The organism is Sphingomonas sp. So64.6b, from assembly GCF_014171475.1.
GTDB classification, from domain to species: domain Bacteria; phylum Pseudomonadota; class Alphaproteobacteria; order Sphingomonadales; family Sphingomonadaceae; genus Sphingomonas; species Sphingomonas alpina_A.
Map to the genome: position 1 here is coordinate 2,901,223 of NZ_CP048817.1, position 26,276 is coordinate 2,927,498.

At 63.5% G+C, this 26,276-nt stretch carries 29 protein-coding genes; 13 read left to right on the top strand and 16 right to left on the bottom strand.

Translation table 11 applies throughout. The features are described from left to right. Positions 1–27 precede the first annotated feature (27 nt). The 4 genes from G4G27_RS13940 to G4G27_RS13955 all read left to right on the top strand — a co-directional run bounded on the left by G4G27_RS13940 (position 28) and on the right by G4G27_RS13955 (position 2,698). On the top strand, positions 28–348 hold the full coding sequence (locus G4G27_RS13940; protein WP_183109219.1) for a hypothetical protein: 321 nt from the start codon (positions 28–30) through the stop codon (positions 346–348). 101 nt (positions 349–449) lie between these two features. Further along, on the top strand, positions 450–914 hold the full coding sequence (locus G4G27_RS13945; RefSeq protein ID WP_244624335.1) for a hypothetical protein: 465 nt from the start codon (positions 450–452) through the stop codon (positions 912–914). A 123-nt stretch (positions 915–1,037) separates the two neighbouring features. Continuing rightward, positions 1,038–2,486 carry a DEAD/DEAH box helicase gene (locus G4G27_RS13950; RefSeq protein WP_183109220.1) on the top strand — a complete coding sequence of 483 codons (1,449 nt, stop codon included), beginning with the start codon at positions 1,038–1,040 and terminating at the stop codon, positions 2,484–2,486. Between the two features lie 26 nt (positions 2,487–2,512). Beyond that, positions 2,513–2,698: a DUF1289 domain-containing protein gene (locus G4G27_RS13955; RefSeq protein WP_183113797.1), complete on the top strand. Its 186-nt coding sequence runs from the start codon at positions 2,513–2,515 to the stop codon at positions 2,696–2,698. A gap of 199 nt (positions 2,699–2,897) precedes the next feature. Here the strand turns inward: G4G27_RS13955 and G4G27_RS13960 are convergent, their stop codons facing one another. The 5 genes from G4G27_RS13960 to G4G27_RS13980 all read right to left on the bottom strand — a co-directional run bounded on the left by G4G27_RS13960 (position 2,898) and on the right by G4G27_RS13980 (position 6,998). Next, a complete protein-coding gene (locus G4G27_RS13960) occupies positions 2,898–3,422 on the bottom strand; it encodes a TIGR00645 family protein (protein WP_183109221.1) in 525 nt (174 codons plus the stop codon). Between the two features lie 104 nt (positions 3,423–3,526). Beyond that, positions 3,527–4,144 carry a glutathione S-transferase family protein gene (locus G4G27_RS13965; protein WP_183109222.1) on the bottom strand — a complete coding sequence of 206 codons (618 nt, stop codon included), beginning with the start codon at positions 4,142–4,144 and terminating at the stop codon, positions 3,527–3,529. 47 nt (positions 4,145–4,191) lie between these two features. Beyond that, positions 4,192–5,067, bottom strand: a complete 876-nt coding sequence (locus G4G27_RS13970) for a dienelactone hydrolase family protein (RefSeq protein WP_183109223.1) — start codon at positions 5,065–5,067, stop codon at positions 4,192–4,194. A 52-nt stretch (positions 5,068–5,119) separates the two neighbouring features. Then, positions 5,120–6,235: an MBL fold metallo-hydrolase gene (locus tag G4G27_RS13975; protein WP_183109224.1), complete on the bottom strand. Its 1,116-nt coding sequence runs from the start codon at positions 6,233–6,235 to the stop codon at positions 5,120–5,122. A gap of 82 nt (positions 6,236–6,317) precedes the next feature. Continuing rightward, positions 6,318–6,998: a DUF1013 domain-containing protein gene (locus G4G27_RS13980; RefSeq protein WP_183109225.1), complete on the bottom strand. Its 681-nt coding sequence runs from the start codon at positions 6,996–6,998 to the stop codon at positions 6,318–6,320. A 193-nt stretch (positions 6,999–7,191) separates the two neighbouring features. On the opposite strand from G4G27_RS13980, the gene G4G27_RS13985 reads away from it, so the two are divergent. Together G4G27_RS13985 and G4G27_RS13990 are read left to right on the top strand one after the other, a co-directional pair. After that, positions 7,192–8,037: a YwqG family protein gene (locus G4G27_RS13985; RefSeq protein WP_183109226.1), complete on the top strand. Its 846-nt coding sequence runs from the start codon at positions 7,192–7,194 to the stop codon at positions 8,035–8,037. Positions 8,038–8,276: 239 nt separating this feature from the next. Beyond that, positions 8,277–8,654 carry a VOC family protein gene (locus tag G4G27_RS13990; RefSeq protein WP_183109227.1) on the top strand — a complete coding sequence of 126 codons (378 nt, stop codon included), beginning with the start codon at positions 8,277–8,279 and terminating at the stop codon, positions 8,652–8,654. A gap of 13 nt (positions 8,655–8,667) precedes the next feature. Here the strand turns inward: G4G27_RS13990 and G4G27_RS13995 are convergent, their stop codons facing one another. From G4G27_RS13995 to G4G27_RS14010, 4 genes are all read right to left on the bottom strand, one after another. After that, a complete protein-coding gene (locus G4G27_RS13995) occupies positions 8,668–9,693 on the bottom strand; it encodes a glycosyltransferase family 1 protein (protein WP_183109228.1) in 1,026 nt (341 codons plus the stop codon). A gap of 5 nt (positions 9,694–9,698) precedes the next feature. Next, complete coding sequence (locus G4G27_RS14000) at positions 9,699–10,601, bottom strand: UDP-2,3-diacylglucosamine diphosphatase (protein WP_183109229.1); 903 nt, start codon at positions 10,599–10,601, stop codon at positions 9,699–9,701. A gap of 91 nt (positions 10,602–10,692) precedes the next feature. Next, positions 10,693–11,310 (bottom strand): glutathione S-transferase family protein, encoded by a 618-nt coding sequence (locus G4G27_RS14005; RefSeq protein ID WP_183109230.1) that lies wholly within the window; start codon positions 11,308–11,310, stop codon positions 10,693–10,695. Positions 11,311–11,483: 173 nt separating this feature from the next. Continuing rightward, the gene (locus tag G4G27_RS14010) at positions 11,484–12,053 is read right to left on the bottom strand and encodes a hypothetical protein (RefSeq protein WP_183109231.1); all 570 of its coding nucleotides are present in this window, start codon (positions 12,051–12,053) and stop codon (positions 11,484–11,486) included. A 92-nt stretch (positions 12,054–12,145) separates the two neighbouring features. Between G4G27_RS14010 and G4G27_RS14015 the strand changes: the two genes are divergently transcribed. Next, positions 12,146–13,114: a WYL domain-containing protein gene (locus G4G27_RS14015; protein WP_183109232.1), complete on the top strand. Its 969-nt coding sequence runs from the start codon at positions 12,146–12,148 to the stop codon at positions 13,112–13,114. 4 nt (positions 13,115–13,118) lie between these two features. Here the strand turns inward: G4G27_RS14015 and G4G27_RS14020 are convergent, their stop codons facing one another. The 4 genes from G4G27_RS14020 to G4G27_RS14035 all read right to left on the bottom strand — a co-directional run bounded on the left by G4G27_RS14020 (position 13,119) and on the right by G4G27_RS14035 (position 17,193). Beyond that, a complete protein-coding gene (locus tag G4G27_RS14020) occupies positions 13,119–13,700 on the bottom strand; it encodes a hypothetical protein (RefSeq protein ID WP_183109233.1) in 582 nt (193 codons plus the stop codon). 58 nt (positions 13,701–13,758) lie between these two features. Next, positions 13,759–15,468, bottom strand: a complete 1,710-nt coding sequence (locus G4G27_RS14025) for a flotillin domain-containing protein (protein ID WP_183109234.1) — start codon at positions 15,466–15,468, stop codon at positions 13,759–13,761. A 5-nt stretch (positions 15,469–15,473) separates the two neighbouring features. Continuing rightward, the gene (locus tag G4G27_RS14030) at positions 15,474–16,085 is read right to left on the bottom strand and encodes a YqiJ family protein (RefSeq protein ID WP_183109235.1); all 612 of its coding nucleotides are present in this window, start codon (positions 16,083–16,085) and stop codon (positions 15,474–15,476) included. Between the two features lie 82 nt (positions 16,086–16,167). After that, a complete protein-coding gene (locus G4G27_RS14035) occupies positions 16,168–17,193 on the bottom strand; it encodes an NAD(P)H-quinone oxidoreductase (RefSeq protein ID WP_183109236.1) in 1,026 nt (341 codons plus the stop codon). 216 nt (positions 17,194–17,409) lie between these two features. On the opposite strand from G4G27_RS14035, the gene G4G27_RS14040 reads away from it, so the two are divergent. Together G4G27_RS14040 and clpA are read left to right on the top strand one after the other, a co-directional pair. After that, on the top strand, positions 17,410–17,607 hold the full coding sequence (locus G4G27_RS14040; RefSeq protein ID WP_183109237.1) for a DUF1192 domain-containing protein: 198 nt from the start codon (positions 17,410–17,412) through the stop codon (positions 17,605–17,607). 126 nt (positions 17,608–17,733) lie between these two features. Further along, positions 17,734–20,052 (top strand): ATP-dependent Clp protease ATP-binding subunit ClpA, encoded by a 2,319-nt coding sequence (clpA, locus tag G4G27_RS14045; protein WP_183109238.1) that lies wholly within the window; start codon positions 17,734–17,736, stop codon positions 20,050–20,052. A 50-nt stretch (positions 20,053–20,102) separates the two neighbouring features. Here clpA and G4G27_RS14050 read toward each other — a convergent pair whose 3' ends face one another. Continuing rightward, a complete protein-coding gene (locus tag G4G27_RS14050; protein ID WP_183109239.1) occupies positions 20,103–20,558 on the bottom strand; it encodes a UrcA family protein in 456 nt (151 codons plus the stop codon). A 132-nt stretch (positions 20,559–20,690) separates the two neighbouring features. Here G4G27_RS14050 and G4G27_RS14055 point away from each other — a divergent pair, with 132 nt between their 5' ends. After that, on the top strand, positions 20,691–21,032 hold the full coding sequence (locus G4G27_RS14055; protein ID WP_183109240.1) for a hypothetical protein: 342 nt from the start codon (positions 20,691–20,693) through the stop codon (positions 21,030–21,032). 22 nt (positions 21,033–21,054) lie between these two features. Here G4G27_RS14055 and map read toward each other — a convergent pair whose 3' ends face one another. Together map and G4G27_RS14065 are read right to left on the bottom strand one after the other, a co-directional pair. Continuing rightward, entirely contained in the window at positions 21,055–21,843 is a 789-nt protein-coding gene (map, locus tag G4G27_RS14060) for a type I methionyl aminopeptidase (RefSeq protein WP_183109241.1), read from the bottom strand. Then, positions 21,827–22,051 carry a ParD-like family protein gene (locus tag G4G27_RS14065; protein WP_183109242.1) on the bottom strand — a complete coding sequence of 75 codons (225 nt, stop codon included), beginning with the start codon at positions 22,049–22,051 and terminating at the stop codon, positions 21,827–21,829. The genes map and G4G27_RS14065 overlap by 17 nt, the downstream gene beginning before the upstream one ends. 206 nt (positions 22,052–22,257) lie before the next feature. Here G4G27_RS14065 and G4G27_RS14070 point away from each other — a divergent pair, with 206 nt between their 5' ends. The 3 genes from G4G27_RS14070 to G4G27_RS14080 all read left to right on the top strand — a co-directional run bounded on the left by G4G27_RS14070 (position 22,258) and on the right by G4G27_RS14080 (position 26,169). Further along, positions 22,258–23,964 carry a diguanylate cyclase gene (locus tag G4G27_RS14070; protein ID WP_183109243.1) on the top strand — a complete coding sequence of 569 codons (1,707 nt, stop codon included), beginning with the start codon at positions 22,258–22,260 and terminating at the stop codon, positions 23,962–23,964. A gap of 232 nt (positions 23,965–24,196) precedes the next feature. Further along, complete coding sequence (locus G4G27_RS14075; RefSeq protein WP_183109244.1) at positions 24,197–24,397, top strand: hypothetical protein; 201 nt, start codon at positions 24,197–24,199, stop codon at positions 24,395–24,397. 149 nt (positions 24,398–24,546) lie between these two features. Further along, positions 24,547–26,169, top strand: coding sequence for an AMP-binding protein (locus tag G4G27_RS14080; RefSeq protein ID WP_183113798.1), 1,623 nt, complete (start codon positions 24,547–24,549; stop codon positions 26,167–26,169). Positions 26,170–26,276: the final 107 nt, after the last annotated feature.

Consider the following 26,276-nt stretch of genomic DNA (forward strand, 5'->3'; position numbering starts at 1 on the left):
GTCGCCGTTGGCATGCTAAGTCATGACATGCTTCATTCGCGCGGCCCTGGCGGCACTGTCGAAATCGACGGTTTCAAATATGACTGGGAACTCCAGAGCGAGCCCCAACAATCCTCTGCCGATGGCTGGAAGGGCATGACGGTCTCGTTGCGTCAGAAAGATATGCCGCGCGAGGCCGTGCTGGAATTTCCGACGCCGAAGCGGCTTCTGAAAGGATTGCCGAAAGGGCGCTCTCACATCAACGACGCAATTGCCTCAAAAGGGGTGCGGGCAGCGTTATCGGCAGGATGGGATCCAGCGTCGCGAGGCAAGACCATGGTCTTCATGGTCGATGCCAACGGCGACTAGGGGTCGTTCGCAGCCGGGGCAACACCAACACCTCCCCAACACCCCCTGCGCCCCAACCTAGTTCATCGACTGTTCAAGCATTTGCGCTACGGCTGGTGGCAATGCCGAATCCGATCGTTCCCACCCTGATTCTGTTGCTTGCCGCGCCCGCCCCGACCGAAGGGCCAGGGCGCGTCGATGGCGTGGTGCTGGCGCAGCTGACGATCCGGCAGCGCATCATCATCCGCATCCCGCGCCCGCCGGTCGGCCCGACGCCGGAACCGCGCGTGCCGATCGAGCAGGATGTGCGGCGTATCGCCGAAAAGAAGGGGCCGAAATGCGTGCCGATGCAACGGCTCGCCGGCTCCGCCGTGGCGCGCAAGGACAGTGTCGACCTGATGATGGCCGATGGCGGCATGATCCGCGCGAAGCTCGACAAGGATTGTCCCGCGCTCAACTTCTACAACGGCTTTTACATCAAGCCGACGCCCGACGGGATGCTGTGCGCCGACCGCGACGTCATTCGCTCGCGCTCCGGCCGGGTCTGTCCGATCTCATCGTTCAAGCGGCTCGAAACGAAGCGCTGAGTTCGATTAGCCCCCGCATCGGGTATGTGCCGACGCGTTTACCTTGACTTTTGCGCTCTTATCCGCAAGCGCAACATGGCTGGCCGGTGGCTTTTCCCGAGCCTTATTTTTTCCGGATACCGCATGACTTTTGCCGATCTCGGCCTCTCCGACGAACTTCTCAAGGCCGTGAACGAGTCCGGCTATACTGAGCCGACTCCGATTCAGGCGAGCGCGATCCCGAGCATCCTGATGATGCGCGATATCGTCGCGATCGCGCAGACCGGCACGGGCAAGACCGCCGCCTTTGTCCTGCCGATGATCGACATCCTGGGCGAGGGGCGCAGCCGCGCGCGCATGCCGCGCTCGCTGATCCTCGAGCCGACGCGCGAACTGGCCGCGCAGGTCGCGGAGAATTTCGAGAAATACGGCAAGTATCACAAGCTTTCGATGGCGTTGCTGATCGGTGGCGTGTCGATGACCGACCAGCAAAAGGCGCTGGAAAAGGGCGTCGACGTGCTGATCGCCACGCCGGGCCGACTGATGGACCTGTTCGGGCGCGGCAAGATCCTGCTCAATGGCTGTTCGCTGCTGGTGATCGACGAAGCCGACCGCATGCTCGACATGGGGTTCATTCCCGATATCGAGGAAATCTGCACCAAGCTGCCCAAGCAGCGCCAGACATTGCTGTTTTCCGCGACGATGCCGCCGCCGATCAAGAAGCTGGCCGACAAGTTCCTCGATAATCCCAAGACGATCGAGGTCGCGCGGCCCGCCACGGCGAACATCAACATCAAGCAATGGATCGTGCCGGTCACGTCGTCCAAGAAGCGCGAGAAGCTGACCGAGCTGCTGCGTGCCGAGGATGTGCGCACCGCGATCATCTTTTCCAACCGCAAGACCACGGTGCGTGAGCTCAACAAGGCGCTGCAGCGCCAGGGTTTCCGATCGTCGGAGATCCATGGCGACATGGAACAGTCACAGCGCATCGCCGAACTCGACCGGTTCAAGGCGGGCGACGTCAACATCCTGGTCGCGTCCGACGTCGCCGCGCGCGGGCTCGACATCAAGGGCGTGAGCCACGTCTTCAATTTCGACGCGCCGTGGCACCCGGATGATTATGTCCACCGCATCGGCCGCACCGGCCGGGCGGGCGCGACCGGCATCGCCTTCACGCTGGTGACGTCGGAAGACGCCGAGAATATCCAGAATATAGAAAAGCTGACCGGGCTGAAGATCGACCGTTACGAAGGCGCGACCGATATCGCCGCGGCCGATGACGACGGCGAAGGCAAGCCACGCGGCCGATCGCGCGCCAAGCCGGCTGCGAAGGGCCGTGCGCCCAAGGTCGCGCCGGTCGAGGCCGATGCGCCGGCGGATGAGGCCCCCGCCCGCACGCCACGTGCGCCGCGCGAGGCACGCCCCCCGCGCGAAGAACGGGCGCCGCGTGAAGAGCGTCCGGCGCGTGAAGCCCGGCCTGCTCGTGAAGAACGGCCGGCGCGCGACAACCGCCGCGAGCCCGATGATGGGCCCGATGACGGCTGGAACGGCCCGATGCCGAGCTTCCTGAGCGCCAAGCTCATCATCGACTAAGCGATATGGGCGGCATTTTCGAAACAATGCCCGTGGTTCGGATCGAAAGTCCGTGCATCAATATCTGCGAGATCGATGATGTGACCGGCCTGTGCGCGGGATGCGCACGGACGATCGACGAGATCGCCGGCTGGACCAGCGGGTCGGCCGAATGGCGCGATGCGGTGATGGCGGCGTTGCCGGGGCGGGTTCGGGACGAGCGCGAACCGTAGCCACGAGCATTGCGTCATGCTGAACTTGTTTCAGCATCCAGGCGCGGCCAGTGGCCAAAGAGACGACACCCGAGGGGCAGATGACCGCGCCTGCGTTCGAGCGAGACTATGTCCCCCGGACATGGTCTTGGCTTGCCGGGGGCAAGCCAGAGCTCGAACGCTGAAACAAGTTCAGCATGACCCCGGTAATAGTCCAACCCTACCCCACCGCGCCCTTGCTGCGGGCAGACAGGAAGTCGGTCAGCGCGGACAATACCGCGGTGATGACGAAGGCGAAGTGGATGATCGTCATCCACATCAGCGATTCGCCATCGACCGGCTTGCTGGTGATGCCCATAAAGGTCTTGAGCAGCTGAATGCCCGAGATCGCGACGATCGAGGCGTAGAGTTTCAGCTTGAGGCCAGCGAAGCTCGTCGTGCCCATCCAGCCCGGACGATCCTCATGACCGGCGGTGTCGATCTTCGACACGAAATTCTCGTAACCCGCGAGGATCACGATCACCACCAGGTTCGCCGCGAGTACCAGGTCGAGCAGCGACAGCACTTTGAGGATCGCCGCCTCGACCGACAGGCCCATCATATGAGGCACGGAATAGACCAGCTCGCGCGCGAACACGCCAAGCAGGATCAGCACCGCGACGACCAGTCCGACATAAAAAGGCGCGAGCAGCCAGCGCGACGCAAACAGGCCGTTTTCGAACCAGCGTTCCAGATTAGCGAGCATCCAGGTGTTCCCGTACCATGATGTCCGGTTCCTGCCGCCCGCCCCTCGGCTTGGCAAGCTATCTCGACTGGCCGCGCAGGATGGCCCAGGTCATCAAGCGGGGATCATGCAGCGGGCGCCGGCATCAATGCATCGTCCTTGGCACCGGCGCGCTGATAGGCTTCGCGCGAGACGAGCCGCGCGACATAGGCGTCGAACGCGTCGCGCTTGGGCAGCGTACCGAACTGCGACCCCCAGGCGACCTGCGATCCGACATAGACGTCGGCGGCGGTGAAGCTGTCGCCGGCAATATAGGGATGCGCGGACACGGCCTTTTCAAGCACATCGACCATCAGGTCGTAAGTGCCGTAACCCGCCGTCATCTGCTGGCGTTCATCGGTGGTGACGCCAAGCGACCGGTTGGTGATGGCTTGTTCGGTCGGCCCGGCGGCAAAGAACAGCCAGCGATAATAATCGGCGCGATCGGTGGTCGGCGGGGCGAGACCCGCATCCGGAAACACGTCGGCGAGATAAGCGCAGATTGCCGCCCCTTCGGTCACGACATGGCCGTCATGGACGATCGCTGGCACCTTGCCCATCGGGTTGATCGCGAGATAATCGTCGCTCTTCATGGTCGAGGCGAAATCGAGCACGACGGTTTCATAATCGGCGCCGGTTTCCTCGAGCATCCAGCGCGCGATCCGGCCGCGCGACATCGGGTTGGTATAAAAGACCAGGCTCATCGGACTCTCCTCCGCTTCATTGGGAACATATATGGAACATTCGCGCGTCAGCCGTCAAGATGGCTGTGGAAGAATGCCACTGTGCGATCCCAGGCGAGCTTGGCGGCCGCCTCGTTATAGCGTTCCTTCGACGTGTCATTGTTGAAGGCGTGATCGACGCCCTCATAGGTATAGGCGGTGACTTGCTTGCCCGCGGCCTTGAGCGCTTCGGTCCAGGGTACGCCGGTGGCGGCGACGCGTGTGTCCTTGCCGGCATAATGGAGCAGCAGCGGCGCCTGAACCTTGACCGCTTCCTCCGGCGCGGGGGCCAGGCCGTAATAGGACACGCCCGCCGACAATGCGTCGCCAGCGGTGATCGCGACGCGGTCGACCAGTGCGCCGCCCCAGCAAAAGCCGATGATCCCGGCCTTGCCATTGCCATGCTCGCGCGTCTTCAACCGCGCGATCGTACCGATCGCATTGGCGATGACCGCGTCATAATTGGCCTTGCCGATCAGGTCGCGCGCGGCATTCTCGTCAGCCGGCGTGCCGCCCTGATCGGACAGGAAATCGGGCGCGACGGCGAAGTAACCGGCGAGCGCGACGCGTCGCGCGACATCCTCGATATGCGGGGTCAGGCCGCGATTTTCGTGCACCACGACGACCGAGCCCGCGCCCTTGGCATCGCGCGGCGCGGCGAAATAACCGGTCATGTTCCGGCCTGGGCCGATATTATAGACGTCCTTTCGCGTGACCAAGCGCGGGTCGGTGGGGTCGATCATCGCCGCGGCGGCGGGCGAGGCGGCGATCCCCGCGATCAGCGTTTCGGCGGCGGCAACCGATCCGGCGAGCACCGCCATCTGACGCAACAAAGTGCGCCGATTGCGGTGTTCATGGGTGAAGGCGTCATAGATCTGGACGGCGCGGTCGCGGATGTCGGACATAGGTGGCTCCGGATACGAGTCGCCCCCCGGCGTATGAGCGAATCCTAGCGCGTCAGATGGCGCGATACCACCATACGCCATCGACCACATGCTTGACTGCCCGGCCCTCGACCTCGAGCCGGCGGAGGTGCGCCTGCGCCTCGCCGGTCGCCATGCCGAGCATGTCGGGGCCGATCGCGCGGCGAAACAGGCGACCGAACACATCGACCGCGCGGCGCGGCTCGGCGAGGAAGACTTCGAGTTCGTCGAGCCGCTCGCGATGCTCGCGGTCCATCGCATCGAGCCGCGCATGAAGACCGGTGAACGGGTCGCCATGTCCGGGCAGCACGAGCAGATGATCGGGCAGCAGTTTGAGCTTGGCGATCGAATCGAACCATTCGCCGAGCGGGTCGGCATTGGGTTCGGTCACGCCAAGCGAGACATTCGGGCTGATCCGCGGCAACACCTGGTCGCCCGCGATCAGGATCCCGGCGGCTTCGTCGTACAAACAGGCATGTTCGGGGCTATGGCCGGAGCCGACCACGATCCGCCAGTCGCGCCCGCCGATGGTCAACGTGTCGCCATCCTTGATCCGCGTGAAGCTGAGCGGCATCGGCGTGACGATACGGCGGAAGCCGGCCCAGCCGCGCTCCGCCGCATGTGCGATCTGCTCCTCACTCCAGCCGGCCGCGACACGCATCGCGGTAACCTCTGTCGGAATCGCGTCGCGCGCATCGGCGACGAGCATTTGCGCGGTGAGCCATTCGCCGCGCGTCATCACCAAAGGTGCGCCATGATGATCGCACATCCAGCCCGCCAGGCCGATATGATCGGGATGGAAATGCGTGCCGATCATTTTCGTGATGCGCACGCCGGCGAGCGGCCCTTTGAACACTGCCTTCCACGCGGAGCGCGCTTCGGTCGTGTTCATGCCGGTGTCGATCAGCGCGACGCCGTCCCCGCCTTCGGGAGTGGCGTCATCAAGCAGCCAGCAATTGACGTGCTTGAGCGGCCCCGGAACCTTGAGCCGGACCCAGCGCACACCCCCGGCCACGGTCATCACATCGCCATCGGCCGGCTCCGCGCCGCCGAACGGGTAAGTCAGCCCTTTATGGCTGGTGGGCACGAAGCTCTCGTCGGGGACGAAGGCGGCATCGGACTGGGGTGGGGACTGGGGTGCGGTCGACATAGGTTGCGGGTAGCAACGGAATGCGCCCAGTGCCAACCTTCTTGTTGTTCTTCCCCGGCCTGCGCCGGGGGAGAACGTCAACTTAGCGCTTGAACAGGTTCTCGGCGGTCGGTTCGGCGGAGACCGGCGCGTCGCCCGCCTCGACCGCTTCGGCATCGAGCACCGCCTGGGCACGCTGCGCGCGCAATTCGGTGATCAGTGCCTCGCGATCGCCCTCGAGCCGCGTATCGACTGGGGCTTCGAGGCCGGCCGCCTTGGCTGCCTTGCCGACTGCCGCGTCAAGCTCGCGCTGCGTCGTCAGGCCGAGGGTCACCGGGTCCTTCGGCGTGATATTGGCAATGTTCCAGTGGCTGCGGTCGCGGATCGCGGCGATCGTGGTGCGGGTCGTGCCGATCAGATTGCCGATCGCGCCATCGGTGATCTCCGGATGGTTACGGATGATCCACGCGATGCCATCGGGCTTGTCCGAACGCTTCGACACCGGCGTGTAGCGCGGCCCCTTGGTACGGCGGACCTGCTCGGGCCCTTTGAGGATCTGCAGCGAATAATCGGGGTCGGCCTGACCCTTGTCGATCTCGTCCTGCGTCAGTTCGTGCGCACGCACGGGGTCGCGGCCAGTGAGCTTGGTCGCGGCGGTATCGTCGGCGATCGCCTGGATTTCGAGGATGTGCAGGCCGCAGAATTCGGCGATCTGCTCGAACGAGAGCGAGGTATTGTCGACGAGCCACGACGCGGTCGCATGCGGCATGAGCGGCTGAGCCATGGGGAAACTCCTTAAAAACAGAAAGGGCCGCCCCTTTCGGAGCGGCCATGTGCTAACGCCCGACTTACTGCGGATGGCGCGGGGTGGCAAGGTGCGAGCGCCTGTTGGCGAACCAGGACGAAAATGGCCGAGGCTGATATCGTAAGGTCATCGACCCTAAACTCGAATGGACCCGCTGCGAATGTTGTCCTTCATGCGACGTTTCTTTTCCCGCCAGGCCCAGATCACCGAGCGGCAACCATCGACAGTTGCAGCCACGTTGCTCGCCGAGATGGAGCGCGAGGCCCTTCCCGCAGTGGTGATCGAGCATGACGATGGCAAAGGCGCGTCCAGACTGGGCGGTTTGCCGGATTTACCCGAACGCCATGCCTGGCCGATTTGGCGAGACGCGCCACTCGCCTTTCTGGCTCAACTCGATTGCAGCGAGATCAGGGCGGCGAACGGGCCAGCCTGGTTACCCGATCAAGGTGTGCTCTTCTTTTTCTATAATGCCGAGCAGGAGACTTGGGGTTTCGATCCGGAGGATCAGGGGAGCTGGGCAGTCATTTACGACAGTGCAGCCACGCGGGACAACGCGATCAAGCCGCCGACCGATCTCAAACTGGTATTTGAGGCAGTTCCTCTGCGTTTCAGGTCGATAGCATCGATGCCAAGCGTCGATAGGATCATTAGTCCGCACGATACGCTCGAAGACGCTGATTGGGATCACCTGTACGATGCACGCGCGGCGCTTTTTGGCGGAAACCCACATCATCAGGTCGGTGGTTTCGCCGATCCGGTGCAGGGTGACGACATGGAACTCGACTGCCAGCTGACATCGAACGGCATCTATCTTGGCAGTGGTGATGGATACAGATCACCCGAGGCAAGATCACTTAAGGCAGGCAAGGGTGATTGGCGCCTGTTGCTCCAACTCGATACCGACGACAAAGCCGACATGATGTGGGGCGATGCGGGCATGCTCTATTTCTGGGTACGCGAACGCGATGCTCTCGCGAAGGAATTCGGCTCGACCTGGATGATACTGCAATGCAGCTGATCAGCTGACCGATCTGCGCGCAGAGCCGGATTGCGTCAGCCTGCTTGACGAGTTATTCCCGTCCTGTCGAAAAAGGCAGGGTCGGATCACGGTAAGCCCGACCCCTTCCAACTCGGAAGCTCTGCTCCACGCATCCGCGTGAGAACCCACGACGCGAGCCCGGCCTGTGCCGGGGGCTCGCGTTGGGTGTGCCGGTCGTCTTCTGGTTCCAGCGCGAGCTCTTTGTTGGAGCCTGTACCATGCGACTGAACCATCTCGACCTTCATGTGCCCGATATTGCCGCGACACGCGATTTCCTAATCGACCATTTCGGCTTCAGCGAAGTTGAAACACGCGGCAATGACGGATTGGCGATCCTGACCGACGATGCCGGCCTTGAGCTGGTGATCAGCCGGCCGATCGCGAAATTCGGAGGCTCGGATCAGGTCTCGATCGGCTGTGCGACCTATCATATCGGCTTCATCCTGCCGCAGCGCGAGGCGGTGGACGCGCTCCACGCCAGGCTGGCTGCGGCGGATGCCGAGATCTGGAATGCGCCCAGCGCGATCCGCGGCGGCTGGGTATTTTATTGCTTTGCCCCGGGCCATATCCTGATCGAAGTCGGGTGGCGCCCCTGAAACCCTTTTCGTGTCAGGCCGCGATCGACGCGGCGTCGAATGCGGGCACGAGCGCGCTCAGGAACTGATGCGCGCTCGCTTCCCAAGTGAAGGTCCGGCCATAGGCGGCACAGGCTGCGCGGTCGCGGGTCAGCGCGATCGCGATGGCGCTGTCGAGGTCATCGTCCATCGCGCCGGTCTCGGGCGTCAATATGTCGATCGGGCCAGTCACCGGATAGCCCGCGACCGGCACGCCGCAGGCCAGTGCCTCGATCATCACCAGTCCGAACGTGTCGGTCTTGCTGGGAAAGACAAACACATCGGCGGCGGCATAACAGGCGGCGAGATCGGCGCCGAAACGCGGGCCGAGAAATTTCGCCTCGGGGTATTTCGCCTCCAGCGCCGCCCGCGCCGGGCCGTCGCCGACCACCACTTTGGTGCCGGGCTGGTTGGTCTGCAGGAACGCCTCGATATTCTTTTCGACCGCGACCCGGCCGACATAGAGCTGGATCGGGCCGGGCAACGCCTTGATCTCCGGATCGGACACGACATGGGTGCCGAACATCGCGAGGTCGACCCCCCTGCCCCAATGCTTGATCCGCGTCAGGTCATGCGATTTGAGCGTCTCGACGATCGACGGGGTCGAGGCGAGGATCGATTGCGCGGGCGAATGGAACCAGCGGATATAGCGCCAGATCCATTCCGGATTCACGCCGGTGCGCGCCGCGACATAATCCGGAAACTGCGTGTGATAGGCGGTGGTAAAAGGAAATTCACGGGCGAGGCACCAGCGTCGCGCAGCGACGCACACCGGCCCTTCGGTCGCGAGATGGATCGCGTGCGGCGCGAAATCCTCGAGCATCTTGCCCACCGCATGCGTGCTGGCAAAGGCCAGGCGAATCTCGGGATAGGTCGGGCACGGCACCGAATAGAACAGATCGGGCGAGACGATCAGTACCTCATGCCCCTGACGTTCAAGCTCGGCACGGACCATTTGCAGGGTCCGCACGACCCCGTTCACCTGGGGCGTCCACGCATCTGTGGCGATCGCGATCCGCACCTTGGTCAGGCCGCCAACATCTCGATCTCCGCGGTCGCTCGCCCCGGCGCGTCATCGGGCAGTTCGCGCTTGGCGATCTCGTCGGCCCAATGGAGCAACTCCATGCGGCCATCGAAATGCTCGACCAAAGCGGTGCAGCCCTCGACCCAGTCGCCGTCGTTATAATATTCCACGCCGCCGATGTCGCGGAACTCGGCGGTGTGGATATGGCCGCACACCACGCCATCGACGCCGCGGCTGCCCGCCGCCTGCGCCACCACTTCCTCGTAATTGGAAATGAATTCGACCGCGTTCTTCACCTTGGCTTTCGCGTGTTTCGACAACGACCAGTAAGGCAGGTCGAAAAAGCGTCGATACGCGTTTACCCAGCGGTTCAGGGCCATCATGAATTCATACGCCACATCGCCGACATGCGCCAGCCAGCGGTGAGTCAGCGTGATCGCGTCGAATTCGTCCCCATGCAGCACGAGCAGGCGGCGACCATCGGCGGTCTCATGGATCGCCTTGCGGCGGATCGACACGCCGCCGAAATCGAGCCCGGAGAATTGCCGGAAGACCTCGTCATGATTACCCGGAATATAAATCATTCGCGTGCCGCGCTTGGCGCGCTTGAACAGCCGCCAGACAATGTCGTTATGCGCCGACGGCCAGTAGAATTTCTTCTTCAACCGCCATCCGTCGATGATGTCGCCGACCAGATACATCGTCTCGCTGTCGACATGGTCGAGAAAATCGATCAGCATCGCGGCGTTGCAGCCGCGCGTGCCGAGATGCACGTCGGAGATCCAGATCGTCCGGTATTGGCGCCGCTGCGGCACGATCTTTTCCGGAATCACCGGATTGGAATTCACGAAATCGCCGAAACCGGCCAGTGAACCATCCATCGCGATCTTGGTGACGACGTTCATGACGTATCCCCGAATAGCTGCCCCAATACATGCCGCTATGACGAGGTCGTGTTACATTTAGAATCGCGACGCGTGACAGTTTCGTGGCATTTCAGGCATCTAGTGTGACGTGCCCGGGCAACGCCGCGACACGGTCGAGCCATTTGCCGAGCGCCGGATAGCGCGCGAGGTCAAAGCGCCCCTCATGCGCGACATGGGTATAGGCATAGAGTGCGATATCGGCGAGCGTCAGGCGATCGCCCACGAAATAGTCACGGGTCGCCAGATGGTCGTCCATCAAGGCGAGCGCGGCTTCGCCCGCCGCGCGCTTGGCCGGAAGCTGCGCTTGCCGCACTTCGTCGATCGCGTCCTCGCCAATAAAGACATACCAGAAGCGCAGGGTCGCGATATTGGGTTCGTGATTATATTGTTCCCAGAACATCCAGCGCATCATGTCGGCGCGATCGAACCTGTCGTCGGGGATCAGCGCCGATCCTTCCGCAAGATACAGGCAGGCCGCGCCGCTCTCCGGCAGGAAGCGGTCGCCGACCTGCAGCACCGGGATGCGGCCATTGGCATTAACCCCGCCGAGGAACGCCGGCGTGCGCGTCTCGCCCGCCATGATGTCATATTCGCGCCGCTCGATCGGAATGCCGAGATGAGCGGCGGTCAGGCGGATCTTGTAGCAATTTCCCGAATTGGCGAATTCGTGAAGGATCAGGCTGGACATATCGGCTCCCCCGGGCTGGCGCGCCCTTCATGACGCGATGACGTGGCGCGTCAAATCAAACGAGCGCGCCGATCGACAAGCAGGCCTTGTCGACCGCAGGCCCAGTCGACTGCAGGCCCAGTCGACCGCAAGCCTTATCGACCGCAAGCCCTGCCGACCATTGCGCCGCATCCTCAGGCGATACGGGTCCAGTCCATGAACCAGTTCTCCTTCCAATTCTTGCCGCCATCGCGCGACATGCGCTGATACCAGCGGCACGAGGTCGGCGTGATCCGGTCCCAGATGCCGTGCACCGTCACCTTGGTATCGCCATCCATCTCCTCCGACACAAAAGTGCCGACGCCATCGACGAACACGCCGATCTGGCCGGGCACGGTGACCACGCCCGACCGGCCATCGACCCAATGATCCGACCAGATCTTTTTCTCGACGTCGAGCAGGCGCAGTCCCATGCCGGAGAAATTGCGTGCCGGAATGCGCAGTTCCTCGACGCTGCACACGCCGGCCAGGATCGGCCGGACCGTCGCTTCGCCGGGAAATTCGATCCACTCGCTATCGGTGCCGGGTTTGATCATGCGGTTATGGATCCGCCATTCGCCGGTGAGGAAATCGAAATCGCCCGGCTTGCCCGGCGGTTGCGGCGCCGGCGATGCCGCGCTCACCGCTGCGCCGCCCAGCGCGATTTGCGCAACGATCAACCCTGCCGCGCCCTGAAGAACCGTCCTGCGCCCAATAGTCGTCATTGCCCTGTCCCTTTTGCCATTCGATGCGAACCGCTATGGACCGTGCTACCTGACACTTTCCGTCAGTTATTATCGGGCATAGTGCAAAAATCATGCGCGCCAGCCGGCTCCTCTCGATCCTGATCCTGTTGCAGCTCCGCACGCGGCTGACCGCGAAAGCGCTGGCCGAGGAATTCGAGGTGTCGGAGCGGACGATCTATCGCGATGTCGATTCGCTCAGCGCGGCGGGGGTGCCGGTCTATGGCGACCGCGGTCCGGGCGGCGGGTTCCAGTTGCTCGACGGGTATCGCACGCGGCTGACCGGGCTCGCCAGCGATGAGGCGGAGGCAATGCTGATGATTGGCCTGCCTGGCCCCGCGGCTGCGCTCGGCCTGGGGCCGGCGGCATCGCGCGCCAGGGGCAAGCTGCTCGCGTCGCTGACCCCCGGCTCGATCGACGGCGCGGCGCGGATCGGCGCGCGTTTCCATCTCGATCCGGTCGACTGGTACCGCGACGACCAGCCGGCCGAGCATCTGCCGCGCCTGACGCGCGCGGTGCTCGACCAGCGCGTGATCGACATGCGCTACGAAAGCTGGACCGCGACGCATGACTGGCGGATCGAGCCGCTCGGTTTGGTGATGAAAGCGGGCGCCTGGTATTGCGTCGCCGCCGCTCGCGGCAAGACGCGCATCTTCAAGGTGGCCAATATCCTGTCGGCGGCGACGCTCGACACGGTGTTCGAACGGCCCGTGGGGTTCGAGCTCGCCGCTTTCTGGTCGGACTCGACCGAGCGGTTCGAAAGCGGGTTGCGGCAGGAACATGCAATGCTGCGCGCTTCGCCGGTCGGCCTGAAGCGGCTTGCCCGGCTGGGCGGTTATGCGGTTCGCGCTGTGCAAACCGCCGGGCCGGTGGAGGAGGATGGGTGGGTCCGGCTCAGCCTGCCGGTCGAACGGCCTGAACAGGCGGCGCTCGACCTGCTCGCCATTGGGCCGGAGATCGAGGTGATCGATCCGCCGGCATTGCGTGCGGCGTTGCATGAACTGGCCGGGCAGATGATCGACCGCACCGCGCCGCAGGTTTGACCGGTTACATGATCCCCGTCACGGCACGCCGCCGCCCCGCCGCACCGAGTTCGAACAGCCCATAACCACCGACCGCAAGCACGAACAGCCAGCCCCACATCTGCGTCCAGAGCGGGAAATCACCATCGTCGAGCGGTTTTGCCCGCTTGATCCCGACTTGCCGCAGATAGTCGTCGGTGATCGGCGCCACGACGAACTCACCGCCATTCTCGTAATAGATGACATGGCCATGCTGTTTGCGGACAATGAACGGCATCGCCGCGAGGTCCTTCTCATAGAAGGAATAGCCATATCTGAGCGGTGGCCTCTCGTCGGTCAGGTCGGTGATCGGGACATTCATCGGGATCGTCCGCTGACGGCCGAGTTTGCGGATGTGGATGCCATAGCCATCGATCGCCCGTGCATAATCCGGCGGCAGATCGCGATCGGCGATGCGCGCGCCGGGCAGCACGCCCGACTGAGTACCGATCAATCCCGGCCGCCGCGACAGGACGATCGTCGTCGCGACCGCCAATATCAATATACCGAGGAGCACAGCGCGAATGGTCGCGTCCCGCTTGATCACCGGATCGTCTTTTATCGCCATCGTCCTGCTTCCCCCCGGAATTTCCGACTTCAAGTTGATCTGCGGATCGGAGGCGTCGTCACTCCTCCTCTGACGCGGCGGCGGCGGCGGGCGCGATCACCGACGCGATGATCGGTGCCGCCGACGTAGCCGCGACCGACCGGGTCATCGCCTCGAGCGACGATCCGTCGATGCCCAGTTCCTTCATCAGCCCATCGATCAGCGGCGCCTGGGCACGGTAGCGCAGCGCCGCCGAGACCGCCGAATTGGCGAGGTTGCCATTCCCGCCATCGCCGTCGATCGCCACGCCGGCGCCACCATTGCCTTGCAGCCCTTCGACCTGAACGATCTTGATGCTGTCGATCGACTCCATCGGCCGTGCCGCTTCGCGGATCAGTTCCGGCAGCACCTTGAGCAAGGCGAGCTTGGTCGCCATCGACACTTGGTCGGACGAGAGCAGGTTCGCCGCCTCGTTGACCGCGCGCTGGCCCGCCGCCTCGACCTCGAAGCGGACCCGGTCGCCTTCGGCCTTGAGCTTGGCGGCTTCCGCTTCGCTCTCGGCGGTCAGGCGCACCGCTTCACCGCGGTTGGCGGCGGCGTGCTTCTCGGCCTCGGCCTGGACCTTGATGCCGATCGCGGCGCGTTCGGCTTCGCGCGACGCGTCGATCAGCTCGATGCGCTTCTGGCGCTCGGCGATCTCGGTCTCGCGCGCGGTGCCGACCTGTTCCTCGGCGGCAACGGCTTCGGCGCGGGCCTTGTCGGCCTCGGCGCGCGACTGGCTTTCTTCGCGGCTCTTGTTCTGCACCGCGATCTGCTGCTCCTGCCGAGCGAGCGCGAGCGCCTGTTCCTGTGCGATCTGCGCTTCCTTGACCGCGCGGTCGGCTTCGATCTGCGAGCTGTCGACCTTCTGCTTGGCCTCGATCTTCGCCTGATCCGCCTCGCGCGTGCGCAAAGCCTGTTCGCGCGCAACTTCGGACGCCTGGCCGGCGCGTTTCAATTCGATCTCGCGCTCCTGTTCGAGCCGGGCGAACTCGGTATCGCGGCCGATCAGGAACGACTGGCGCTCAGCCTCGAGATTCTTGGTCTCGATCTGGATCCGCGTGTCCTGCTCGATATCGTTGCGTGCTTTCTTGCGCAGTTCGATCTGCTCGGTCAGCTTGGTCAAGCCTTCGGCATCGAACGCGTTGTTGGCGTTGAAATGCTCGATCGAGGTCTGGTCGAGCCCGGTCAGCGAGACGGATTCGAGCTCCAGGCCGTTCATCGCCAGATCGGCGGACGATACCTGCTGCACCTTCTGCACGAAATCGGCACGCTGTTCGTGCAGCTGGTTCATCGTCATGCCCGCCGCGACCGAGCGCAGCGCGTCGACGAACTTGCCCTCGACCAGTTCCTTCAGCGCATCCGGGTGCATGGTGCGCATGCCGAGCGTCTGCGCGGCGGTCGCGATCGACTGGGCGTCGGGACGCACGCGGACGTAGAATTCCGCCTTCACATCGATGCGCAACCGATCGAGCGTGATCAGCGCGTCGGTGTTCTTGCGCTCGACCGCGAGCCGCACCGTGTTCATGTTGACCGGCATGGTTTCATGGAACACCGGCAGCACCAGCGCGCCGCCGTTGATCACGACCTTCTCGCCGCCGAAGCCGGTGCGCACGAAGCCGATCTCCTTCGAGGCACGCTTGTAGAGCTTGGCGAGGATCATGCTGAGGATGATCGCCAGGACCAAGAAGATCCCGGGATAGACCAGATACGGGATGACCGAACTCGACTGGGCAACGACGTCGTTCATGAAACTCAGACTCCGATATACGGCAGGCGATGGTCGCCGCGGGAAATGGCACGAAAGATCTGGTCCTCGCGGCGCACGAGCAGGATACGCTCGCCCTCCTCAAAGACCTGGTCGGGCGCGTTGGGCTCGACCATGACGTAATGGGCCTGGCCATGCTCGTCCTCGACCCGCGCGCGGGCGGGCGAGCCATGGGCGGCGCGGCCAGTGACGATGCTGCCCGTCTCGCCGACTAGGTCGTCGAGCGAGATGGCGGTGGTGTGATCGCGCGGCAGGATGCGCGCGAGACCGCGCGCGGCGAGACCGGTCGCGGGTAGCGCGGCGGCAAGCGCCGCGGGAATCGCAAACCACGGATCGAGCAACGCGCCGCTGCTGTCATGGATCGCCTGCTGCCCGATCAGCCCGATAATGCCGAACAGCGCGAGGAACACCACCAGCAGCATAAGCAAGGGCAACCGCCCGACGCCGAGCCAGCTGAGCAAGTCCGGGTGCGAATCGAAATCGCCATCGATATGGGCGTCATGGCCGAGCCCGACCATCTGCACGACGCCGATCAACAGCATCAGGACGATGGCCGAAACGAAGACGAAATTTTCCGGCGCCCCGAGAAACGCTAACATGCCACCCTGCCCATGGCAGCGATTGTAATGGCCTGTACGGGGCGCGCTACCGAAATCGGACCGGTTATGGCGATTCAGATGGTTAGCGAAACCTCCTCTCGCCCAAGCCCTCCATCACCAGCACGATCTTGCCGACGTGATCGCCCGCCTCCATCCGCTCATGTGCCGCCGGCGCGTCCGCCAGCGGGAAGGTCTTGTCGATCACCGGCTTCAACCGACCCGCCTCGACATGCGGCCATACCGTGCGCGCCAGTTCGTCCGCGACCAAGCTCTTGAACGCAGTATCGCGCGGGCGCAGCGTCGATCCAGTCAGCGTCAAGCGGCGGCGCATGATCTCGAAGATCGGGATCGTCGCGGTCAGGCCGCCCTGTACCGCGATCGAGACGTGGCGGCCATCATCGGCGAGACACTGCATGTTGCGCGGCAGATAATCGCCACCGACCATGTCGAGCACCACCGCGCAACCCCCGCCGCCAGTGATCGTCTTCACCTCGGCGACGAAGTCCTGCGTTTTGTAATTGATCGCATGATCCGCGCCGAGCGCCTTTGCCGCGGCGCATTTCTCGTCCGATCCGGCGGTGACGATGATCGTCAGGTCGAACAGATTGGCGAGCGCGATCGCCATCGTGCCGATGCCGCTGGTGCCGCCATGGACCAGCACCACATCGCCCTCCGACGCATAACCGCGCTCGAACAAATTGGTCCACACGGTGAACAGCGTCTCGGGCATTGCCGCGGCTTCGACCATCGACAGCGCTTCGGGCACCGGCAGGCACTGGCCCCAGGGCGCGACGGCGTAATCGGCATAGGCGCCGCCGCTGATCAGCGCGCAGACCGGCTGGCCGAGCGCCTCGGCCATGACACCTTCCCCAAGCGCGACGACGGTACCGGATATCTCCATGCCAAGGATCGACGGTGCGCCGGGCGGCGGCGGATACAGCCCTTTGCGCTGCATCACTTCGGGCCGGTTGACCCCGGCCGCCGCGACACGAACCAGCACTTCGTCGGGACCGGGCACCGGCACCGGGCGCTGGACCAGGACCATGACCTCCGGCCCGCCGGGCGCCTCCGGATCGATCGCATTCATCATCGTCGGAATGCCATTCATCGACTTACCCGCTGTTATAGTGCTGAGACTGAACCTGAATGCCGAAGAAGCAGTGCTAACTAGGGTCCACGATCATCGCTGGCAATGCACGGGATCGTTTCGAAACGCGGTAAAACCCGGTGGTGAAGACCGCGTCCGTCAGCCCGCTGAGATGCTCGCGACCTTGCGCCGCCAGCGTCTTGACATCCGGCCGTAGCAAGGCGACCTTCCTCCATTATGGATTTGGACGAGATCCTTCCGAAAAGAGGCGGCGACCCGCTGGCCGAGCTGACCCGGCAGGATCTCGATCCGCTGTCGGTCGCCGAGCTTGAGGCGCGCATTGCCGCGCTGGAGGCGGAAATCGAACGCACGCGCGGAAAAATGCAACGCGCAGTTAACCATCGTGAAAGCGCCAACGAGTTATTCAAGCGATGAGCATTGGCGCTCCGGCAGGCTGGAAGAGCCGGGGCGTTTTTCAAGTGCTTGATGCGGGCGTCTCGCCTTCCAACATTAGTGGAAAGGGCCGTCCGCATTCGTAGCGGCCCGCATGGAGTAATCTGAATGCCTAGTTTCGCCTCCGCGCTCGAGACCACGCTTCATAAGGCGCTCGAAGCCGCGTCGTCGCGCCGCCATGAATATGCGACGCTGGAACATCTCCTGCTCGCGCTGGTCGATGACGAGCACGCCTCCAACGTCATGTCGTCATGCGGCGTCGATCTCGGCGAGCTGAAAGCGACCGTCGCGCATTATCTCGATACCGAGCTCGAGGCGCTGAAGGTTGACGCCGCCACCGATCCCTCACCGACCAGCGGTTTCCAGCGTGTCGTCCAGCGCGCGATCCTCCACGTCCAGTCTTCGGGCCGCGACGAAGTGACCGGCGCCAATGTGCTCGTCGCCCTGTTCAGCGAGCGCGAAAGCTATGCCGTCTATTTCCTCCAGCAGCAGGACATGAGCCGTCTCGATGCCGTCAGCTTCATCTCGCACGGCGTCGGCAAGGGCGGCGCAATTCCCGAAGCGCGTGAAGTGAAGGGCGCGGAAGAGGAAAAGACGCAGAAGCCGGGCGGCGAGAAGGGTAAGAGCGAAAGCGCGCTCAAGCAATTCACTGTCGATCTCAACGAGAAAGCGAAGAACGGCAAGGTCGATCCGCTGATCGGGCGCGGACCCGAGGTCGATCGCACGGTGCAGATCCTGTGCCGCCGCTCGAAGAACAACCCGCTTTATGTCGGCGATCCCGGCGTCGGCAAGACCGCGATCGCCGAAGGTCTGGCGCGCAAGATCGTCGAGGGCGATGTGCCCGAGGTGCTGTTGCCCGCAGTAATCTATTCGCTCGACATGGGCGCATTGCTCGCCGGCACGCGTTATCGCGGCGATTTCGAGGAGCGGCTGAAGGCGGTCGTCAACGAGCTCGAAAAGCTGCCCGATGCGATCCTGTTCATCGACGAGATCCATACCGTGATCGGTGCCGGCGCGACCAGCGGCGGCGCAATGGACGCGTCGAACCTGCTGAAACCCGCTTTGTCGGGCGGCACGATCCGTTGCATCGGATCGACCACCTACAAGGAGTTCCGCAATCACTTTGAGAAGGACCGCGCGCTGCTGCGGCGCTTCCAGAAGATCGACGTCAATGAACCGACGATCGAGGACACGATCAAGATCCTGACGGGCTTGCGCACCGCGTTCGAGAATCATCACTCGGTCAAATACACGCCCGACGCGATCAAGTCGGCGGTCGAGCTGTCGGCGCGTTACATCAATGACCGCAAGCTGCCCGACAAGGCGATCGACGTGATCGACGAGGTCGGTGCGATGCAGATGCTGGTGGCGCCGAACAAGCGCAAGAAGACGATCACCACGCGCGAGATCGAAGCCGTGATCGCGACGATGGCGCGCATCCCGCCGAAATCGGTCTCGACCGACGACACCAAGGCGCTGGAAAGCCTGGAGACCGATCTCAAGCGCGTTGTGTTCGGACAGAATGCCGCGATCGAGAAGCTTGCGTCCGCGATCAAGCTCAGCCGTGCGGGCTTGCGCGATCCCGACAAGCCGATCGGCAATTACCTGTTCACCGGCCCGACCGGCGTCGGCAAGACCGAAGTCGCCAAGCAGTTGGCCAGCATCATGGGCATCCCGCTGCAGCGTTTCGACATGTCGGAATATATGGAGCGTCACTCGGTCAGCCGGCTGATCGGCGCACCTCCCGGTTATGTCGGATACGACCAGGGCGGGTTGCTGACCGATGCAGTCGATCAGCAGCCGCATTCGGTGCTGCTGCTCGATGAGATCGAAAAGGCGCATCCCGACCTGTTCAACATCCTGTTGCAGGTGATGGACAACGGCAAGCTGACCGACCACCACGGCAAGACCGTCGATTTCAGGAACGTCATCCTGATCATGACGACCAATGCCGGGGCGTCCGACATGGCGCGTGAAACGCTTGGCTTCGGCCAGCTGTCGCGCGAAGGTGAGGACGAGCAGGCGGTGCAGAAGATGTTCACGCCGGAGTTCCGCAACCGGTTGGATGCGATCGTGCCGTTCAGCTATCTACCGACCGACGTGGTCGCGCGGGTGGTGGAGAAGTTCATCCTCCAGCTCGAACTGCAGCTCGCCGACCGCAATGTGCACATCACGCTCGACGACGAATCCAAGGCGTGGCTGACCACCAAGGGCTATGACAAGCTCTACGGCGCGCGCCCGATGGGCCGTTTGATCCAGGAAAAGATCAAACAACCGCTCGCCGAGGAATTGCTGTTCGGCAAACTCGTCCATGGCGGCGAAGTGACGGTCAAGATGAAGGACGGCGCTTTGGTCTTCGAGATCACCGCGGCGGCACCGAAAAAGCCCCGCAAAAAGGGCAAGGCCGAAACCGTCAGCGCGAAATAAGATCGCGTATCAGCAATGCAGAAGGGCCGGGCGAGAGTCCGGCCCTTTTGCTATTGGCGATAATAAGCGACGGGCCCACCACCCGACCGCACCACCACGGTCACCGTCGTGCCGGGCGGTACCGCATAGGTGACGGGCGGCGACGCGGGCGGTGGATAATAGGCCTGCACCGGCGCCGGCTCGCAACCCCGCCAGCCACAGGCGCGCAATTGCGCCGCGCGCTCGCGCGCCAGCCGGCGCATCCATTTATCCTGAGCGATCGCCCATGACGCCTGATCCTCGGTGCTTTCCCAGGCCTCGTCGCGGCAATCACGATCGCTGCCGCACATCCGGTTCACGGTCCGGTCGACCCGGCGGTAAAGCTCGGCGATCCCCGCGCTGGTCGACAAGTCGAGATCGGCGGCGGCGACCACGACCTGCCGCGTTTCATAAGTGTCGCCCCAGCCGGCCTCGGCTGTGCCCGAAACGGCCGCAAGCGCAGCCACGATCAGCAATTTCCGCACCATGTCCGACTCCCCGGATTATGATGGTTAACATTAGGCGCCAGACGACGGCGAATGACAAGCTGTCCTGAGCGCCCAGTCTCTCCTTCGGGTCTCGGATCTGGACAGACTTGAGCGGCCAAGGAGGCCTTGGCCATGCCGTTCAGCATCGATCAAGCTGACCAGGTTCAGCCTCAGCATTCATTTGATGGCGGGAGTGGCGCGACATGCGGAAATCCGGCGGTCAACCTGCCGCTGCCCGATTTCACCGCGGAGAGCCTGGCGCGAGTGATCGGCCCCGATACGAGCCGGCCGATCTACATCTATTGCAACAATAATTTCCGCAACAATTTCGCCCCGGTGGTGACCAAGTCGCGGCCCTTGGCGCTCAATATCCAGACCTTCGTCAATCTGGTCGGCTATGGATACAAGCAGGTCTGGGAACTCGGCGAAGCGGTCGACATGAATGATCCGGCGATCGGCTGGGTCGAGAGCTAGGGCAGGAGGCCTATTTCTTCGGCTACGCGGCAAGTCGCCCGCTCGATCCGGAGACCCGTTCGTCAGCGCGCAGCGTCAACACCGACACACCGGACGCCGTAACGGCGACGGTGTGTTCGAACTGCGCGGAAAGCGACCCGTCGCTGGTCACGACCGTCCAGCCGTCAGCCTCGGTCCTTACGCTCCGTCGACCTCGATTGAGCATCGGTTCGATCGTGAAGACCATGCCCTCGCGCAGCGCGAGGCCAGTTCCCGGCTTCCCGAAATGCAGGATCTGCGGTTCCTCATGCATCTCCCGGCCGATGCCGTGGCCGCAATATTCACGAACTACGGAATAGCCGTTTCGCTTGGCATGTCGCTCGATCGCCCAGCCAATGTCTCCAAGCCGCGCGCCCGGGCGGACCGCGCGGATGCCCATCCACATTGCTTCGTAGCTGGTTCGGACCAGCCTCCTGGCGGCTGGGGTCACCTCACCGACAAGATAGGTTTTGCTGGAATCCGCGATATAGCCGTTCTTCTCGAGCGTGATGTCGAAATTGACGATGTCGCCGTCCCGAAGCACCTCCGATGACGATGGAACGCCGTGGCAGACGACGTGGTTCACCGAGGAATTCAACACAAAGCCGTAGCCGTACTGGCCTTTGCTCGCGGGCCGGGCGTGGAGATCGTCGACGATGAAACGCTCGACCATTTGATCGATCTGAAGTGTCGACATGCCGGCGAGCGCGGTTCGATCCAGCAGCTCGAATACGGACGCCAGCAGCCGGCCGGATTCGGCCAGCAACGCCAGTTCCTCAGGCTGCTTCGTCATGCTTTACCAGTGCCAATGGTTGCGCCGAAACGCCTGCCGACCTGAGTTCGCGCTCGATGATCTCGGCGAAACCGAGCGTCGGATTGGTCTCGCACAGCATGCCGACTTTGATCCAATAGGCGGCCTGCGCATTGATCGACCGAAACGACACCTTGCTCGCCCGGCGCACCTGGTCGTGCAGATCATCATCTATGTTCACGATGCCCATGCGAGTCCCTCTATACGATTCGTATATGAACCGTATAGGAGCCATATAGCAGAAAGCCCAGAGCGGTTTCGAACCGCTCGAGCGTCGGAACGCGCTGCCGGCGGAACGGTGAAAGGCGGCCCTTTTCGCGCGCCGGATGCGAGCAATCGGCCCGATGCAGCGCCGCTCTTTACCTTCTGTTCGGCATCTCTGGTTAAGACGCTCGCATGTTGCGGGCATTGTTTTTCAATCTGTTGGCGCTGACCTGCTTCAGCTTCGCGACATTGTTCGCGATGAGCGCGCCCGCGCATGCGCAGGCCGGAACGGTGGGCAAGCCGATCCACCTGTGCATCCTTCGCGCTGCTCCCGACATGACCGCCGCGACCCTGTTCCGGTCGCCCGCCGCGTTCGACTGCACTACGCCACAGCCGAGCTTCGGCTCAGGCAATTTCTGGGCGATCAGCCAGCCGATGTCGGTCTCCGATCCACGCCAGCGGATCGGCGTGCGCGTGCTCAGCCAATGGCAGGACAGCATGACGCTGTATGCGCTCTATGCCGATGGCAAGGTCGCGACGATTCGCACCGATGCCCATTCGGCGACGCGCCACCTGCAGCTTGGCGCGATCGTGCATCGCTGGCTACCGCGGCGCGACGTCCCGGTGGTGCGGCTGTTATGGCATGTCGAGGGCAGCATGAACTTGCGCGGCATTGTGCTCGGCGCGACGATCGCGACAGGAACCGAGGCGGCGATGTCCAATATCGTGCTGGCCGCGATCTATTCCGGGTTCGGTGGCCTGTGCCTCGCTCTGCTGCTTTACAATCTCGGCCTGGCCCGGGCGCTGCGCCAGGATTACCTGCCGCTCTATTGCATGATGCTCGTCGCGCTGATGCTCTACGCCTTCTCATCGTCGGGCGCGCTGGCCTGGGCTTTTAACGATATCGATAACCGGGCGCGCCTGCGCGTCAACTATGTCACGTTGGCGATGGTCGGCGTGTCGGCGGTCGCGTTTCTCGGTTATTTCTTCGAACATGGCGTGATGACGCCGCGCCTGCGCGCGCTGAGCCGGATCGCTTCGGTCGCGGTGGCGCTGCCGGCACTGGGTGTGGCGCTCCTCGCACCCTGGGGGATGCGCGTCTTCGATACCGCCTTTGCGCTCGGGTTCGGCTTGCTGATCCTGTCGATCTTGCCGATCCTGTACAGCGCCTGGCGGCACCGCAGCCCCTATCTCTGGCTGTTCGTCGTCGCATGGTCGGCGCCTATCGGGCTCGCCGCGCTGCGCACCGCCTATAGTTTCAACTTGCTGGAGTATAGTTTCTGGATCGATAACTCGACCGTTGCCTCGATGGCGATCGAGGCGGTGCTGTCGTCGATGGCGATCGCCTATCGCATCCTGATGATCAGCCGGGAACGCGACGAAGCGCGCCAGCAGGAGACCGCCGCGCGCCTTCTTGCCGATACCGATCCCCTGACCGGCCTGCTCAACCGCCGCGCTTTCCTCAACCGTGCGATCGGCCGAGACGGCGATCAGGCGCTGCTGCTGATCGACATCGACAATTTCAAACGGGTCAACGACACGATCGGCCATGATGGCGGCGATGAGGTGCTGCGCGTGGTCGCACGGATCCTGCGCGCCACGACGCATCCGCAAGCGCTGGTGGCGCGGATCGGCGGCGAGGAGTTCGCCGTGGTGACACCACGCGACCGCCAGATCGAACCCGAATCGATCCTTGCCGGTTTCCGCAGCGGCCGGATGCCGTTCGATCTGCTGGTCACCGCCAGCATCGGCGTGTGCGTTGGCCCGCTGACCAAAGAGGCCGATTGGAAGGCGCTGTACCGCGCCGCCGATCGCGCCCTGTTCGACGCCAAGGAAGCCGGCCGCGACCGGGTTCGCGCCGCAGGATCGCCACAGCTGAAAAGGGCCGCCGCGGCCTGAGAGTCTGTTTGGAAATGCGCTGAAGGCGCATTTTGGCGGTGCCGGCCCACTCCCGCTCCCGACCACCCATTCAGGATATGCTGTGGGTGGTCGGGAGGGGGAGCGGGCGGGACCGCCTTCAAAACTCGCTCTTTCGCGAGTTTTCAAACGGGCTCGGCTCCACTTGTCGTCGCGCCGTTCGATCGTTACACCGGAATCGTTACGGGGGCTGATCTACGGAAAGGAGCGTCTGGTGCGCGACCGTCGAATTGGCCTGCTCGTTGTCGCAGCTTTGCTGCTGATGCTTTCCGTGCGCCATCCGACCGCGGATATCCGGATTATCACTCATGACCGGACCGACCTGACGCCGCAACGTGTCCAGGCCGCACTCGATCTCGGTGTCTTCGCGGTATCTGTGCTGGTCACTTGGACCAGGCATCTGCCAAGTGTCTGAAAACGTGACTCTTGCACGGTCCGAAACCGCTGCTTACACCTATGTCAATGACTAACCCGACCTCATCCCTGATCGCGACACCTACGGGCGCCTGGGCCGATGCCTATCGCCATCCCACACGCTGGGATACGCCGTTCCCGCCTTTGTCGATGGTCGAGTTGTTCGACCGCGCCGCCGCGCTCACCGGCCAAGCGCCGCTGATCGATTTTCTCGGCCGACACTACAGCTATGCCGAGACACTCGACGGCGCCAACCGCGTCGCGGCGGGGCTGGCCGGCCTCGGTTATGGGCCGGGCGACCGGATTGGGTTGTTCCTGCCCAATGTGCCGCATTACCTGGCGGCCTATTACGGCATCCTCAAGATCGGCGCGACGGTGGTCAATTTCTCGCCGCTCTACACCATCGACGAACTGGCGCATCAGGTCGCGGATTCGGGCACGCGCATGCTGTTCACCGTCTCGGCCAGCGCAGTATTGCCGACCGCGTTGAAAGTCCTTGAACAAAGCGGCCTCGAACGGCTGGTGGTAGGGTCGGTTGCGGGCGCGCTCTCCCCGGCAAAGTCGCTGCTCTATCGCCTGTTCAAGGGCAAGGAGACGACCAAACGGCCCGACGATCCGCGCATCATCGCCTTCTCCGCGTTGATCGACAATGACGGCCAGCACACCGTAGCAGAGATCGATCCAGTCGATCATGTCGCGCTGATCCAATATACCGGCGGCACCACCGGCACACCCAAGGGCGCGATGCTGACTCATCAGAACCTGTCGGCCAATGCGCGTCAGGTGATGGGACTCGATCCGCATGCCGGCGCGGCCGACCGAATCCTTGGCGTGCTGCCGCTGTTCCATGTCTTCGCCAACACCTGCGTGCTCAACCGCACCGTGCTCAATGGCGGCTGCATCGTCATGCTGCCCCGCTTCGATGCAGGGCAAGTGCTCGCCGCGATCCACCGCACCAAGGCGACCGCGCTGCCCGGCGTGCCGACCATGTACCAGGCGCTGCTCGATCATCCCAAGGTCGGCCAGACGGATTTCTCTTCGCTGCGGATCTGCATTTCGGGCGGCGCGCCGCTGTCGGCCGAATTGAAGGCGAAGTTCGAAACCGTCACCGGCGCCACCGTGGTCGAGGGCTACGGCCTGTCGGAAAGCAGCGGCGTGGTGTCCGCCAACCCGTATGAGAATGAAGGCAAGCCCGGCACGATCGGTCAGCCGATCCCGGGCACCAGCGTCGCGCTGGTCGACAAGGGCGACCCCGCTTTACCCGCGCCCGCGGGCGAGCCCGGCGAACTGGTCATTGCCGGCCCGCAGATCATGAAGGGGTATTGGGAAAAACCTGAAGCGGACGCAGAGGTGTTCGTGACCGACGACAAAGGCGTACGCTGGCTGCGCACCGGCGATGTCGGGACGATCGACCCCGATGGCTTTGTCCGTATCGTCGACCGGCTGAAGGACATGATCGCGGTCAGCGGTTTCAAGGTCTTTCCGAGCCAGATCGAGAATATCCTCTACCGTAATCCGGCGGTGAAGGAGGCGTTGGTGATCGGCCTGCCCGATGCCTATCGCGGCGAACAACCGCGCGCTTATGTGACGCTCGCCGACGGACGGATCACGACCGGCGAGGAATTGCGCGACTGGCTCAACCCGCAACTCGGCCGGCATGAGCGGGTCGATGAGGTGGTCATCCGCCTGACCATGCCCAAGACGATGATCGGCAAGCTCAGCCGCAAGGATCTGGTCGCCGAGGTCATGGCCGAGACGCCGGCCGGCGGCTGATCCGACGCGCCGGTGTTTAGGGCGCCTGCGAATGTGCCAGTCCGGCACGCTTTCCTCATCACCGTGTTAACCATCTCCATTAGCTTCGTTTTATCCATCTTTCGGCG